General features: G+C 61.8%; 12 protein-coding genes. 2 read left to right on the forward strand and 10 right to left on the reverse strand.

The genetic code is table 11. The features are described from left to right. Window positions 1-18: 18 nt before the first annotated feature. The 6 genes from GU3_RS16335 to xdhA all read right to left on the reverse strand — a co-directional run bounded on the left by GU3_RS16335 (window position 19) and on the right by xdhA (window position 7,650). On the reverse strand, window positions 19-414 hold the full coding sequence (locus GU3_RS16335; RefSeq protein WP_014293640.1) for a nuclear transport factor 2 family protein: 396 nt from the start codon (window positions 412-414) through the stop codon (window positions 19-21). Window positions 415-661: 247 nt separating this feature from the next. Next, on the reverse strand, window positions 662-1,402 hold the full coding sequence (locus GU3_RS16340; protein ID WP_014293641.1) for a GntR family transcriptional regulator: 741 nt from the start codon (window positions 1,400-1,402) through the stop codon (window positions 662-664). Between the two features lie 203 nt (window positions 1,403-1,605). Continuing rightward, a complete protein-coding gene (guaD, locus tag GU3_RS16345) occupies window positions 1,606-2,916 on the reverse strand; it encodes a guanine deaminase (protein ID WP_014293642.1) in 1,311 nt (436 codons plus the stop codon). Between the two features lie 29 nt (window positions 2,917-2,945). After that, complete coding sequence (xdhC, locus tag GU3_RS16350; RefSeq protein ID WP_014293643.1) at window positions 2,946-3,770, reverse strand: xanthine dehydrogenase accessory protein XdhC; 825 nt, start codon at window positions 3,768-3,770, stop codon at window positions 2,946-2,948. A gap of 39 nt (window positions 3,771-3,809) precedes the next feature. After that, window positions 3,810-6,212: a xanthine dehydrogenase molybdopterin binding subunit gene (gene xdhB, locus GU3_RS16355; protein ID WP_014293644.1), complete on the reverse strand. Its 2,403-nt coding sequence runs from the start codon at window positions 6,210-6,212 to the stop codon at window positions 3,810-3,812. Further along, on the reverse strand, window positions 6,205-7,650 hold the full coding sequence (gene xdhA / locus GU3_RS16360; RefSeq protein ID WP_014293645.1) for a xanthine dehydrogenase small subunit: 1,446 nt from the start codon (window positions 7,648-7,650) through the stop codon (window positions 6,205-6,207). Before xdhA ends, xdhB begins: the two co-directional genes overlap by 8 nt. Window positions 7,651-7,873: 223 nt before the next feature. Between xdhA and GU3_RS16365 the strand changes: the two genes are divergently transcribed. Next, the gene (locus tag GU3_RS16365; RefSeq protein WP_014293646.1) at window positions 7,874-9,268 is read left to right on the forward strand and encodes an MFS transporter; all 1,395 of its coding nucleotides are present in this window, start codon (window positions 7,874-7,876) and stop codon (window positions 9,266-9,268) included. 5 nt (window positions 9,269-9,273) lie between these two features. Here GU3_RS16365 and GU3_RS16370 read toward each other — a convergent pair whose 3' ends face one another. Together GU3_RS16370 and GU3_RS16375 are read right to left on the reverse strand one after the other, a co-directional pair. Then, window positions 9,274-9,894 (reverse strand): TetR/AcrR family transcriptional regulator, encoded by a 621-nt coding sequence (locus tag GU3_RS16370; RefSeq protein ID WP_014293647.1) that lies wholly within the window; start codon window positions 9,892-9,894, stop codon window positions 9,274-9,276. A 168-nt stretch (window positions 9,895-10,062) separates the two neighbouring features. Beyond that, window positions 10,063-10,494 (reverse strand): heme-binding protein, encoded by a 432-nt coding sequence (locus GU3_RS16375; protein ID WP_014293648.1) that lies wholly within the window; start codon window positions 10,492-10,494, stop codon window positions 10,063-10,065. Window positions 10,495-10,745: 251 nt separating this feature from the next. Here GU3_RS16375 and GU3_RS16380 point away from each other — a divergent pair, with 251 nt between their 5' ends. Then, window positions 10,746-11,318: a superinfection exclusion B family protein gene (locus GU3_RS16380; RefSeq protein ID WP_014293649.1), complete on the forward strand. Its 573-nt coding sequence runs from the start codon at window positions 10,746-10,748 to the stop codon at window positions 11,316-11,318. Window positions 11,319-11,414: 96 nt separating this feature from the next. Here GU3_RS16380 and GU3_RS16385 read toward each other — a convergent pair whose 3' ends face one another. Both GU3_RS16385 and GU3_RS16390 read right to left on the reverse strand, forming a co-directional pair. After that, window positions 11,415-11,606, reverse strand: a complete 192-nt coding sequence (locus tag GU3_RS16385) for a bacterioferritin-associated ferredoxin (protein ID WP_014293650.1) — start codon at window positions 11,604-11,606, stop codon at window positions 11,415-11,417. Between the two features lie 80 nt (window positions 11,607-11,686). Continuing rightward, window positions 11,687-13,417: a SulP family inorganic anion transporter gene (locus GU3_RS16390; RefSeq protein WP_014293651.1), complete on the reverse strand. Its 1,731-nt coding sequence runs from the start codon at window positions 13,415-13,417 to the stop codon at window positions 11,687-11,689.

Consider the following 13,417-nt stretch of genomic DNA (forward strand, 5'->3'; position numbering starts at 1 on the left):
GAGTGGAACTGCCGTGAATTACTTGGGGTCCAGCAGCGGACGGTCCTTGCGGAAGGCCTGCTTGAGCGCTAGCTTGCCGCCCTTGAGGGTGAACAGATCCACCCCGTCGGCTTCAATGCGGCGGCCGTCCGGGGTGGTGGCGCAGAAGGTCCACTGGGACACGCCCCGATCGCCGGCGGCAAAGTGGCTGGTGTTGTTCCACTGCACGTCCGGCATGGTGGTCCACACATTGATAAAGGCGGCGGCCACGGCATCGGCGCCCTCAAAGCGGTTGCCGTGGGCCTCGGGGCCGGCGGCGCCCTCAAACACCACATCGTCGGTCATGCAGGCCATCACGCCTTCCACATCGTGACGGTTAAAGGCGGCAAACAGCTGCTCCAGCAGCGCGATGGTTTTCTGGTTTTCAGCGGACATATCCATTCTCCCTTGGCCACCCAGTGGCAATGAACCCTGGCCCGGCGCACCGGGCCGTTTACATGCTCATAACATTAGGGGGAAAGGGGCAAGGCACGGTAGCGCCAGTTGCATGGATTGGCTTGGACCACCACCACAACATGCCGCCAGGCTGAAACAGGAAGGAAGGGAAACAACGGGCACGGCAACGCCGGGGCGGAGAGACCCGCCCCGAAAAACACTACGTCAAAAGAAGTACGTCAGGAACTCAGCGAGCGCGGCCGGGGCGCTTTTTGGTGACGCCGGAAAACACCACGTGCAGATCGGTGGAGGCGGTGTCGCCGTCCAAGTTGAGCTTGGCCTCAATATGGTCCAGGTGCTCGGTCATCTTCTGCAGTGCCACGTCTTTGTCGCCACTTTCGATGGCGTTGAGCAGGATCTCGTGCTCGTTAAAGGAGCAATGGGCCTGATGGCCGACTTCGTACTGGGCGATGATAAGAGAGGTCTGGGACACCACGCTGCGCTGGAAATTCAGCAAGGGCGTGTTGTTGGCCATGTGGGCAAGCTCCAGGTGAAACTCACCCGACAGCCGAATGCCACTGCCCCGATCGCCCCGGGCAAAGGCGTCCTGCTCTTCCTTCACCATGGCGCGCATGCGGGCCAGGCTTTCGGGGGTGGCGTGCTTGACCGCCAGCTCGGTGACCGCCAGCTCCACCACCCGGCGGGCGGCAAAGATCTGCCGGGCTTCTTCCACGCTGGGCGCGGCCACCACGGCGCCCCGGTTGGGACGAATGATCACCACCTGCTCGTGAGACAGGCGCAGCAGGGCGCGGCGAATAATGGTGCGGCTGACGCCGAAGATCTCGCCCAGGGCTTCCTCACTGAGCTTGGTGCCCGGCGCCAGCCGTTGCTCCAGAATGGCGTCGAAAATGTGTTCGTAGACGATATCGTCCTGGGTGTTTGAGCTCGACTTGACAGGTCTTGGCTCCAGTTGACTGAGTGAACTCATGTTTTGATTTCCAGTTGCGGCCCTGGCGGCGGCGACCGAGTCACCGCCATGTTTGCCATTGCCAGTTAAAAAATTGTTACAAATCACGTATACAATCTAACGCGCTTTTTGCCGATGTGACAGCCACAATGTCCAAGTCTGTGACTGAACACAAAAAACGCCCTATTCGGGCGTTTTGGCTGCGCGAACGACCCTTGCCGCTGTTATGCCGCGTCACGCCGGTGCCGGCACTCGCCATACACATAGGTTTCGGCAATGGCTCTGTCGTCTCCCAGCATCATCAGCACGAAGAGTTTTTCGTACAAACTGTGTGCGTTTTGTATTCTCGCCTTCATCAATGGCGTCGCATGCAGGTCCAGCACCACAAAGTCGGCCTCCTTACCGGGCAACAGGTTGCCCAGTTTGTCATCCAGGCACAGCGCTTCGGCGCCGCCCAGGGTGGCCAGATAAAAGGCCTTGAGCGGGTGCAGCTTGTGCTGCCGCAGCTGCTGGATTTTGTAGGCCTCATTGATGGTCTGCAGCATGGAGAAGCTGGTGCCGGCGCCGACGTCGGTACCCAGGCCCACCCGGATTTGGTGCTGCTCGGCCGACGGCAGGTCGAACAGGCCGGATCCCAGAAACAGGTTGGAGGTAGGGCAATGGGAGATCACCGAATCGGTCACCCCCATGCGCTCGCTTTCTTCCTGCTCCAGGTGCACCGCATGAGCGAACACCGAGCGCTCGCCAAGCAGGCCAAAGTGGTCATATACGTCCAGGTAACCCTTCTGCTCGGGGAACAGCGCCTTGACCCACTCGATTTCCTGCTGGTTTTCCGACAAATGAGTCTGCATGTACAGATCGTCATACTCGCTCATCAGGCGGCCAGCCACCGCCAGTTGCTCGGCGGTGCTGGTGGGCGCGAAACGCGGGGTCACCGCGTACAACTGACGGCCGTTGTTGTGCCAGCGCTCGATCAGCTCCCGGCTGTCTGCGTAGGACGACTCGGGGGTATCCAGCAGAAACTCGGGCGCGTTCCGGTCCATCATCACCTTGCCGGCAATCATGCGGGTATTGCGCCGGGCCGACTCGGTAAAAAAGGCGTCCACCGCCTGCTTGTGCACGGTACCGAACACCATGGCGGTGGTGGTGCCGTTGCGCAGCAGTTCATCCAGAAACAGCCTGGCCACCCGGGCCGCATGGGCCGGCTCGGCGAACTTGCGCTCTTCCGGAAAGGTGTAGTTGTTCAGCCAGTCGAGCAACTGGTCGCCGTAGGAAGCGATCATCTCGGTCTGGGGAAAGTGAACATGGGTGTCGATAAAGCCCGGCATGATCAGCCGGTTTTCCAGCGTGATCACTTGCGTGCCGGCGGGCAGCCTGTCCAGCACCTCGGGGGCCGGACCCACATCCTGAACATGGCCATCGGCCACCACCAGTACACCGTCTTCATGCCAGGCAAAGGACTGTTCGAGGCCGACTTTGGCCGGATCCCCCAGGCTGTAAAGTATGGCGGCGCGATAGGCTACGGGTTGCGTCATCTCTGCGCGTCTCCTTGAAATCAATAAAATCAGGCGTGCTCGGCCTGGATGGCGGAAGCCGCCGTGTCCGCCCCGAGGGCGGCTTCGCCCTGGTAGGCGGCAATCAGCTGGCCGGCCACCGATACCGCGATCTCCGCCGGATGCTTGCCGGCCACCTCGGGCAGGCCGATGGGGCAGATCATGGACGCCAGGGCGGCCTCGTCAAAGCCCCGCTCCCTCAGCCGGTAGTCAAAGCGCTTGCGCTTGGTACGCGAACCAATCACGCCGAAATAGCGGGCATCGCCCCGTTTGAGAATACGGGCGCACAGTTCAAGATCGAGCTGGTGGTTGTGGGTCATCACCAGGTAGTAACTGCCCGGGGGTTGATCATCCACCTCGTCCACCGGCTCCTCACTGACCAGGGCGGTAACGCCCTCGGGCAGGGTAGCGGGAAACTCCTCGGGCCGGGAGTCCACCCAGGTGATGCGAAACGGCAGCGTCGCCAGCACCTGCACCAGGGCCTTGGCCACGTGACCGGCACCAAACAGCACCAGATGATGACGCGGCCGAACCACCGGCTCCAGCATGATGGTGGCCATGCCGCCACAGCACTGACCCAGGTTGGCCCCCAGGTTAAAACGCTCGATGCGCAACTGCTGCTCGCCACTGGCCAGCATGGCCCGCGCCAGCTCCAGCGCCTTGTATTCCAGGTGGCCGCCGCCAATGGTGGCATGGCAGCCGTGCTCGGTCACCAGCATTTTGGTGCCGCTGTCCCGCGGGGTGGAGCCCTTGTGCTCCACCACGGTCACCATGACACAGGGCTCTCCCCGCTGCTCCAGCTCCGCCAGAATTTGGATCCAGTTATCCTTGAACATGTGTTGCTCCCGGGGCGGCGTGCCGCCCCTGTTCGCCGATTATTTGGCGGTCACCGCTTCGCTGGCAACGGCTTGCTGCTGTTGCTCCCGCAATTCACGCATCTGCTCCACCGCCCACAACACCCGCTCGGGGGTCGCCGGCGCGTCGATGTGCGGGTAGCGCAGGTAACCAGACACGCTGGCCACGGCGTCTTTCAGCGCACACCATACCGCCATGCCCAGCATGAAGGGCGGCTCGCCCACGGCCTTGGAGTGGAATACCGTGTCTTCCGGGTTCTTGCGGTTTTCCACCAGCTTCACCCTGAAATCTACCGGCATGTCGGCCACCGCCGGAATCTTGTAGCTGGCCGGCCCCGAGGTCATCAGCCGGCCCTTGTCGTTCCACACCAGCTCCTCGGTGGTGAGCCAGCCGGCGCCCTGCAAAAAGGCCCCTTCCACCTGGCCGATGTCGATGGCCGGGTTCAGGGAGTCGCCCACATCGTGCAGAATGTCGGTGCGCAGCAGCTTGTATTCGCCGGTCAGGGTATCCACCACCACCTCGGCACAGGCGGCGCCGTAGGCAAAGTAGTAGAACGGACGGCCCGAGCCGGTGGCGTGGTCGTAGTAGATCTTCGGCGTCTTGTAGAAGCCGGTGCTGGAGAGCGACACCTGGTTGAAGTAGGCCAGCTGCACGAACTCCGGGAACGACATCAGGGTGTGGCGGATCTGCACGAAGTTGTTCTTGAACACCACCTCTTCCGGGCTGACCTGGAAATGGCCCGCTGCCCAGTCGATCAACCGCTGCTTGATGGTGCGAGCCGCATTCTGGGCCGCCTTGCCGTTCAGATCGGTACCGCTTGAGGCTGCCGTGGGCGAGGTGTTGGGCACCTTGTCGGTGTTGGTGGCGGTGATCTGAATACGATCGATGTCCACCTGGAATTCTTCCGCCACCACCTGGGCCACCTTGATGTTCAGCCCCTGGCCCATTTCGGTGCCGCCATGGTTGAGGTGAATGCTGCCATCGGTATAGACGTGGATCAGCGCCCCGGCCTGGTTGAGGAAGGTGGCGGTAAAGGAGATACCGAACTTCACCGGGGTGATGGCAATCCCTTTTTTCAGAATCGGACTTTTGGCGTTGAAGGCCCGAATCTCTTCCCGGCGTTTGGCGTATTCCGACGACAGCTCCAGATCGTTAACCAGCTCGTGAATGATGTTGTGCTCCACCGGCTGATGGTAGTGGGTGACGTTGCGCTCGGCCTTGCCATAGAAGTTAATCTTGCGGATCTCGAGGGGATCCTTACCCAGATGCGAGGCGATCTCATCGATCACATGCTCGATGGTCATCATCCCTTGAGGGCCGCCAAAGCCGCGGTAAGCGGTGTTGGAGGCGGTGTGGGTCTTGCAGCGGTGGCCGATGACGGTGGCGTCGCCCAGGTAATAGGCATTGTCCGAGTGGAACATGGCCCGGTCGACGATGGACGAAGACAAGTCCGGCGAATAACCGCAGTTGCCGGCCACGATGATTTCTGCGGCCTGAATACGGCCATTGTCGTCGAAACCGATCTTGTACTGGTTATAGAAGGGATGACGCTTGCCGGTCATCATCATGTCTTCCATTCGCGGCAGCCGCATCTTGGCCGGACGGCCGGTCAGGCGGGCCACCACTGCGGCCATGCAGGCGGGGCCGGCGGCCTGGGTTTCCTTGCCGCCAAAACCGCCGCCCATGCGCCGCATGTCGATGACTACCTTGTTCATCGGCACGCCCAAGACGCTGGCCACCAGCTTCTGTACTTCGGTGGGGTTCTGGCTTGAGGTGAACACCAGCATGCCGCCGTCTTCGGTGGGCACCACAGAGCTGACCTGGGTTTCCAGATAGAAGTGCTCCTGGCCGCCGATATGCAGGCTGCCTTCAATCACATGCTTTGACTTTTTCAGGCCGGCGGCGGAGTCGCCCCGCTGCTGCTTGTGGCTTTCGGTCACAAACAGCTCTTTTTCCAGCGCCTCTTCCACCGACAGCACCGCCGGCAGCTCTTCGTATTCAACGATGGCGGCCATGGCCGCCTTGCGGGCGGTGTCCATGTCGCTGGCGGCCACCGCCAGCACCGGCTGGCCGTAGTATTCCACCTTGCCGTCTGCCAGCAGGGGATCCCCCGCCAGCACCGGGCCGATGTCCAGCTCGCCGGGCACGTCCTCGGCGGTGATGGCAATAGCCACCCCGGGAAAGTCGTAACAGGGGCTCACATCCAGCTTGGTGATGCGGGCATGGGCCTTGTCGGACAATCGGGCATAAACATGCAACTGGTTGGGAAACTCCAGCCGGTCGTCGATGTACTGGGCTTCGCCGGAGACCTGCCGGGCGGCGCTGTCGTGGGGCACGCTCTTGCCCACTCCGGTTTGCAGTTCCTGTTTCATTTTCGCCATCATTTCGTCGATGGTGAGCGTGTTCTGAGGTTTGTTAGACATAAGACGTCACCCTGGTTTCCAGTTTCAGATCCTGTTGCTCGATAAAGCACTTGTACAGCAGGTTGGCCGCGGTTCTGGTGCGGTATTCCTTGCTGGCACGGAAGTCCGACAGCGGTTCAAAGTCGGCTTCAAGGGCCTTCATGCCGGCCTTGACCGTGGCCATGTTCCAGGGCTGCCCCAGCAGCGCCTGCTCGCAGCCGGTGGCCCGTTTCGGTGTGGCCGCCATGCCGCCAAAGCCGATGCGGGCGTCGGTGACAATGCCATTTTCAATGATCAGGTTGAAGGCGCCGCACACCGCGGAAATATCGTCGTCCAGTCGTTTGGACAGCTTGTACACCCTGAAGTGCTGATTAGCCGAGGGCTTGGGCACGATAATGCGCTCGATAAATTCGCCCTGTTCCTGAGCGGTCACCTTGTAGCTGAGGAAGTACTCATCCACCGGCAGCTCGCGTACCCGGTCGCCCTTGCGCAGCACCAGGCGGGCATTGAGGGCAATCAGCACCGGCGGCGCATCGCCGATGGGCGAGGCATTACCGACGTTACCCCCAAGAGTGCCCTGGTTGCGGATCTGCAGGGACGCAAAGCGGTGCAGCAGCTCGCCGAAATCCGGGTAGACCGTGCTCAGGGCCTCATAGCTGTCGCTTAGGCTGCGGGCCGCGCCGATGATGATCGCCTCGTCGGTTTCTTCCAGGGTTTTCATGTCGGCAACGTTGCCCACATAAATCATGGTGGGCAGCTCGCGATGGAACTGGGTGACTTCCAGCGCCAGATCGGTGCCGCCGGCCAGCAGCCGGGCGTCCGGGTGCTGCTCCAACAGAGTGGCCAGCTCGTCGCTGGTGGTGGGTGAGAAACACACCTTGTCGTCACCGCTCAGGGTCACCAGGGTGTCGGTCTCGATGTTCGCCAGCCGCGCCACCAGTTGCTGCTCGTAACGGGAAAACTCGTCGGCCAGTTGCGGCTGCTCGGCAATGGCCTTGGCGGCATCCACAATGGGGCGGTAGCCGGTGCAGCGGCACAGGTTGCCGGCCAGGGCTTCCAGAATGTCGTGCTTGTCAGCCGCCGGCTTGTTCTTGCTCAGGGCAAACATCGACATGATGAAGCCCGGGGTACAGAAACCGCACTGGGAGCCGTGGAAATCCACCATGGCCTGCTGCACCGGATGCAGACCGCCGTCTCTGGACTTGAGATCTTCCACGGTGATCAGCTGCTTGCCATGCAGTGCCGACACAAAGGTCAGGCAGGAGTTGACCGAACGGTAGCGAATGCGGTCGCCGTCGCGCTCGCCCAGCACCACGGTACAGGCGCCGCAGTCTCCCGAGCCGCAGCCTTCCTTGGTGCCGGTCTTGCCGACGCGGGTGCGCAGGTAATTGAGCACCGTCATGTTGGGGGACAGGTCTTGCTCCTGTCGCAGCTCCTGATTTAACAAAAAGGTGATCACGGCTTGCCTCCTTCAGGGGTTACAGCGCCTGGCCGAACAAATGAGTTGTTAATATCTTCACATCTAATTAAATTAAAATCTGACCCTGCGGTCAACAAAAATTTTACACCCGGGTTGCGGCTGCCGCCGAGTTCATAGTTAACTGCCTGCTGCAAAAACGGTTTTCAGGCACTCTGCAAGCCGGCCGGCCTTTTTATTAAAGTGTAGTGGGAGCATTTTTATCATGTCCGAAACCATTCAGGACCGGCAAAGCCGGCAGGCGCACCGAGTGTTTGCCGGGGTGGCGCTGGCCATCATGCTGGGGGCACTGGAGATCACCCTGCTGATGCCCGCCATTTCCCGGCTGGGGCAGATTTTTGACTCGCCCGCCCTGGCGCCGCTGCTGGTGAGCAGCTATCTGTTCGCCATGACCCTGACCATGCCGGTGTACGGCCGGCTGAGCGATCGCTTTGGCCGCACGCCCTGCCTGGCCGCGGCCCTGGGCTTCTTTACCCTGGGTTCCCTGGCAAGCGCCCTGACCGACAGCCTGCCGCTGCTGCTGGCCACCCGGCTGCTGACCGGCCTCGGCGGCGGCGGCCTGATCGCGCTGTCTTTTGCGGTGATTGCCGATGTGATCCCGCCCCGCCAGGTAGGCCGCTACCAGGGGCTGATCTCCACCCTGTTTGCGGTCTCCAGCGTAGCGGGGCCGCTGCTGGGTGCCTTTATGGTGGCTCGCTTCGACTGGCGCTGGCTGTTCCTGTTCAAGCTGCCCCTGGGACTGCTGGCCATGGCGGTCAGTTACTGGGCGTTGAAGGGGCTGGGCCACAAGGGCGCCCACAGCACGCCGGATCACTGGGGTATCGGGTTGCTGTTGCTGGCCGGTACCGGCTGGGGCCTGTCCACCAACACCGCCGAGCTGCTGCCGGCGCTGGCCCCGTTTCAGCCGGCGCTGCTGGCCGGCGCTGCCCTGCTCAGTCTGGTGTTGCTGATCCAGCAATGGCGCCACCCTCATCCGGTGCTGCCGCTGCGCCTGCTCGGTGGCCGGCTGATGGCCATTGCGGTGCTGTTGCTGGCGCTGTCCGAAGGCGTGCGCCTGGGGCTGCTGGTATACCTGCCGCTGGCGCTGGAGCAGCAGCAGGGGCTGAGCCCGGATGACACCAGCCGCGTGTTGTTGTGGTTTATTCTGAGCGTGACCGTCGGTACCTTTGTCAGCGGCAAACGTATTTCCCACGCGGGCTACTGCCGGCCCTTTCCCTGGAGTGGCGGGCTGCTGCTGGGGCTGGGGTGCGTGGTGTTGTGGGGGTTGTTCAGCCAGCGGCTGAACGGCGTCTGGCTGCATGGCGGGCTGATTGCCGGCGGCATCGGCATCGGTTTTTTGATCGTGGCCTGCTCCATTGCGGTGCAGAACGCCCTGCCTTCAAACCAGCTGGGGGCCGGCCTGGCGCTGATGAACTTCTGCCGCTCCCTGGGCGGCACCCTGGGAGTGATCTGGCTGGGCTGGCAGTACCAGCAGCAACTAACCGACTGGGCGACCCCGGTGTACGCCTCGCTGTCGGCCTACGGCCTGATCTGCCTGCTGCTGGGGTTCGCCATGCCGGACCGGGAGCTGGGTAACCAGGCCAAGAATCAGCCCGGCTGAACGACTCAGGTTTCGGCCACCGATTTGACCCGGCAGCCTTCGATCACCAGCCGAGTGATCACCTCGGCGGCCTGGTCATAGTCGCTGTCGTCGAGCTCTTCCTTGCCCAGGGCCATGGTGATCTGCCAGTTGAAGTCGGCATAGGTCTGGGTGGAGGCCCAGATCGCAAACAGCAGGTGCCGGGGCTCAAGGCGGGCAATCAGTCCCTGCCCCATCCAGTGGCTCAGCTTGTCGCTCAAGCTGCGCGTCTGCTCGCTCAGGCGGGCGATGATGTCTTCCGGCAGGTGCGGCGCACCGTGCATGATTTCGCTGGCAAACACCTTGGAAGCATAGGGGTAATCCCGGGAGATCAGCAGCTTGGCACGAATGTAGGCGGTCAGTGCCATCACCGGATCCGAATATTCCTCAAAGGGGGCCGAGGCGGCCAGCAGCGGCTCGGTGACGCTTTCCAGCACCGCCCGGTAGAGGTTTTCCTTGCTGCCGAAGTAGTAGTAGATATTGGGCTTGGGCAACTGCGCCAGGGTGGCAATCTCGGCGGTCTTGGTAGCGGCGTAACCGTGTTCGGCAAACACCCGGCTGGCGGCGCGGATGATCTTTTCTTCGTTTCTGGCTCTTATCCGTGACATGCTTGTTTATTGGGCTCCGGCCACAAAGGGGTGGCTTTGTTTTTGCCAACCATACCGGAATCCGGTAAAAATACATAAAAAAAACGCCCACCATGGGTGAGCGTGAAAAAAAGAGTAACCAAGGTTACCCCTCGACCAAAACAACACCTTGGGTGCCGCCGGCTTCGGTCAGCTGCAGTCGGCCTTCAGGCCCACCTGCTCGATACCGGCCACGGCACAGGCTTCGTCCACATCGGACAAATCGCCGGTGATGCCAACGGCACCAATAATCAGATTGTTCTCATCACGGATCAGCACTCCACCCGGGGCAGGCAGGATTTTGCCTCCCCCCAGGGTGGTGAGCGACTGCATAAAGCCCGGGCGAGCCGCGGCCATTTCCGCCAGACCACGGGAGCTGCGGCCCAGCGCAATGGAGCCCCAGGCCTTGGCAATGGCGATATCGGGGCGCATCAGGCTGGCGGTGTCCTGACGTTGCAGTGACACCAGCACGCCGGCGCTGTCGAGCACCGCCACGGTCAGCGGCGCCGCCGACATCTCCTTGCCCCGTTGTAGCGCGCCCTGAGTGATTGCCAGTGCCTGTTCGAGTGAAACCGTATTCATTTACTCATGACTCCCTGTCTAGCCATACTAAAGTATTACCAACTGGAGACTAATAAAACACAAAACCGAGACAAAGTTAACAGATATTTGTATACGTTTAATATAAAGACAAATTTTCTGTCACCTTTCGTCCTACCCTGAGTGCATTTTTAACATGCCGTCCTCAGCGGCCGGCTCCTCCCGGCCCCGCCATGCCAATGGCATGAATATTGCTGAACCCGGACGACTGCTACCCATCGGAGAAACGAACAATGCCGGAGCTGCGACAGGTCTCAACGCTGAACTGGTTTATGTGCTGGTTGATGCTGAGCTGCCTGATGATCACCCTGTTGCCCGAGCGGCTGTTTGCCGGCCAGTTTGGGGCCTGGCTGGGGGAATACCGGCTGCTGTTCGTGCTGGCCATGGTGCTGTCGGCGACCTACTTTCTCTCCATTGCCGCCATCCTGCTGTTTCAGCACGTGTTTTATCGTAAACAGCGGCTGACCCGGCAAAAGCTGCTGAAGGAATTGCTGGAGTACCTGGATGCCAGTGAAAAGGCGGTATTGCGGGAGTTCGTGATCCAGCGCCGCAGCGTCATAAAATTGCCGGTCACCGAGCCCTGCGTCAAAAATTTGCTGGATCAGGGCATTCTCACTTATGCCTATGGCGAGCCCGGCGAACACAGCCTGCAGACCATCAAGCCTCTGATGATCACGCTGGAAGCCCGCCCCCTGCTGACTTTTCGCGTGCTGGGCCTGAACCCGGCCAGCATGACCGAGGAGCAGAAAAACCAGATCCTGAATACCCGCCCCCGCTACGCCTACAAACAGCTGGGCCGCAGCTAAAGCGCCGGTGCGCAAAAGGGCAGAAGATACCCTTTTTTACACGCCCAAAACGACAAAAGCTCCACAAGGGAGCTTTTGTCGCAGAAAACGGTGCGGTCAGGCCACTTCGTAATAGAGGGCGTTTTTGGCGGTTTCCTCGGCCAGAATGGCGAGGGCCACGGGAATGCATTTACCGCACTGGGAGCCGACCCCCAGCTCTCGCTTGAGATCCATAAACTCGGTATTGCCTTCGGCAATGGCCTCTTTCAACTGGCGTTCGGTAATGCCCTTGCACAAACACACATACATGAATAATGTCCTCCGCGTACAGGGCAAATCTAAATGATAGCGGTTATCAGTGCAAGTTAATTTTGTTGAAAAAAACGCCGTCAGTTCACACCGTCGAAAATGGCTGGCGGCGCCTCGACAGGGCCAGACTCACTCAGCGCTTTCCAGGCCTGGAAAAGGGTGAGATAAACCTCACCGCTGAGTCGCGGCAGCAGCTCGCTGCGCTCCAGTCGGTCCATCACCGGCCCCTTGACCTCCGCCAGGTGAAAACGAATGCCGGCCAGTGCCAGCCGTTCGTTAATCATCAGCAGACTGTCCAGCGCCGAGGCATCGATACGGTTCACCGCGCTGCATTGCAGCACCAGATGGCGCAGGCCCGGCCGCAGACTGACCAGGGTGGCGATGATGTCTTCCAGCTGGCCGGCATTGGCAAAATATAGGCTTTCATCCACCCGCAGGCACAACAGCGAGGGCCGCAGCTCCACCTCATGGCGCAGCCGGTTACGAAAATGCTCGGTGCCGGCAATGCGCCCCACTTCGGCCCAGTGCGGCCGGTGGCTGTGGTACAGATGCAGCAGCAAGGACACCAAAATACCGCTGACCAGCCCCGGCTCCACGCCCCCCAGCAGGGTAACCGCAAAGGTCACACACAGGGCGCTGAAATCGGCCCGGGAATAGCGCCAGGTATGGCCGAACTGGCGCCAGTCAAACAAGCCCAGTACCGACACCACTATGGTCGCCGCTAGCACCGCCTGGGGCAGCCCGCTCAGCCAGGGCGCAAACCAGAGCCCGGCCAGGGTGATGCCGAGGGCGGCGTACATGCCCGCCGCCGGGGTTTTAGCACCGGCGTCAAAGTTGACCACCGAGCGGGCAAAGCCGCCGGTCACCGGCATGCCGCTGGACAGCCCCGCCGACAGGTTGGCCAGCCCCAGGCCGATCAGCTCCTGGTTGGGAGAAAGACGCTGGCGCCGCCGGGCGGCCAGGGTCTGGCCGATGGACACCGATTCCACAAAGCCCACCAGGGCCAGCAGCAGAGACGGCAACATCAGCTCGCGCCAGGGCAAGGCGCTCCATTCAGGCCAGCTAAAGGCCGGCAACCCGGCGGGAATGGCCTGCACCACGGCCACCCCCGCCGCCTCCAGTTGCAGACCATAAGACAGCAGAATGGCCACCACCACCACCGCCGCCGGCATCAGCCGCACCAGGGCCGAGGCGCGGCTTGCACTCACCAAGCGCCGCAATAATGCCCCCAGCCCGCCGCGGGCCCAGAACAGCACGCCCAGACTGATGGCAGACACCGCCAGGGTGGCCACCGGCATCGCCCGCCATTGTGCCAGCAGGGCCCCCGGCAGTTGCCAGAGCGCGCCTTCCAGCGGCACCCCCAGCAGGTGGCGCAGCTGGCTCAGGGTGATCAGCACCGCCGAGGCGCTGATAAACCCCGACATCACCGAATGGCTGATAAAGTGCGCCACAAAGCCCAGCCGCAACAGCCCGAACAACAACAACCAGCCGCCGCTCAGCAGCGCCATCGCCAGGGCGCCATCGAGGTAATGCACCCCTTGCAGGGAAAGCTGGCCAAGGGTGGACGCCGTCATCAGCGACAGCACCGCCACCGGTCCCACCGACAGGGTACGGCTGGATCCGAACAGGCCGTAGATCACCAGCGGCAGTATGCTGGCGTACAGCCCCGCCTCGGGCGGCAGGCCGGCCAGCATGGCATAGGCCAGCGACTGGGGGATCAGCATCAGGGTGACAATCAGTGCGGCACTGCCGTCCTGCGCCAGGGTGGCCCTGTCGTAACCCCGCCCCCACTCCAGTATGGGCAGGCGCAT

Source organism: Oceanimonas sp. GK1, assembly GCF_000243075.1.
In the GTDB taxonomy this organism is placed as follows: domain Bacteria; phylum Pseudomonadota; class Gammaproteobacteria; order Enterobacterales; family Aeromonadaceae; genus Oceanimonas.

Bases quoted from the DNA above. Each gene is read 5' to 3' on its own strand.
- GU3_RS16335 (WP_014293640.1), bottom strand. From the start codon at position 414: ATGTCCGCTGAAAACCAGAAAACCATCGCGCTGCTGGAGCAGCTGTTT.
- GU3_RS16340 (WP_014293641.1), bottom strand. From the start codon at position 1,402: ATGAGTTCACTCAGTCAACTGGAGCCAAGACCTGTCAAGTCGAGCTCA.
- guaD (WP_014293642.1), bottom strand. From the start codon at position 2,916: ATGACGCAACCCGTAGCCTATCGCGCCGCCATACTTTACAGCCTGGGG.
- xdhC (WP_014293643.1), bottom strand. From the start codon at position 3,770: ATGTTCAAGGATAACTGGATCCAAATTCTGGCGGAGCTGGAGCAGCGG.
- xdhB (WP_014293644.1), bottom strand. From the start codon at position 6,212: ATGTCTAACAAACCTCAGAACACGCTCACCATCGACGAAATGATGGCG.
- GU3_RS16365 (WP_014293646.1), top strand. From the start codon at position 7,874: ATGTCCGAAACCATTCAGGACCGGCAAAGCCGGCAGGCGCACCGAGTG.
- GU3_RS16370 (WP_014293647.1), bottom strand. From the start codon at position 9,894: ATGTCACGGATAAGAGCCAGAAACGAAGAAAAGATCATCCGCGCCGCC.
- GU3_RS16375 (WP_014293648.1), bottom strand. From the start codon at position 10,494: ATGAATACGGTTTCACTCGAACAGGCACTGGCAATCACTCAGGGCGCG.
- GU3_RS16380 (WP_014293649.1), top strand. From the start codon at position 10,746: ATGCCGGAGCTGCGACAGGTCTCAACGCTGAACTGGTTTATGTGCTGG.
- GU3_RS16385 (WP_014293650.1), bottom strand. From the start codon at position 11,606: ATGTATGTGTGTTTGTGCAAGGGCATTACCGAACGCCAGTTGAAAGAG.
- GU3_RS16390 (WP_014293651.1), bottom strand. From the start codon at position 13,417: ATGCGCCTGCCCATACTGGAGTGGGGGCGGGGTTACGACAGGGCCACC.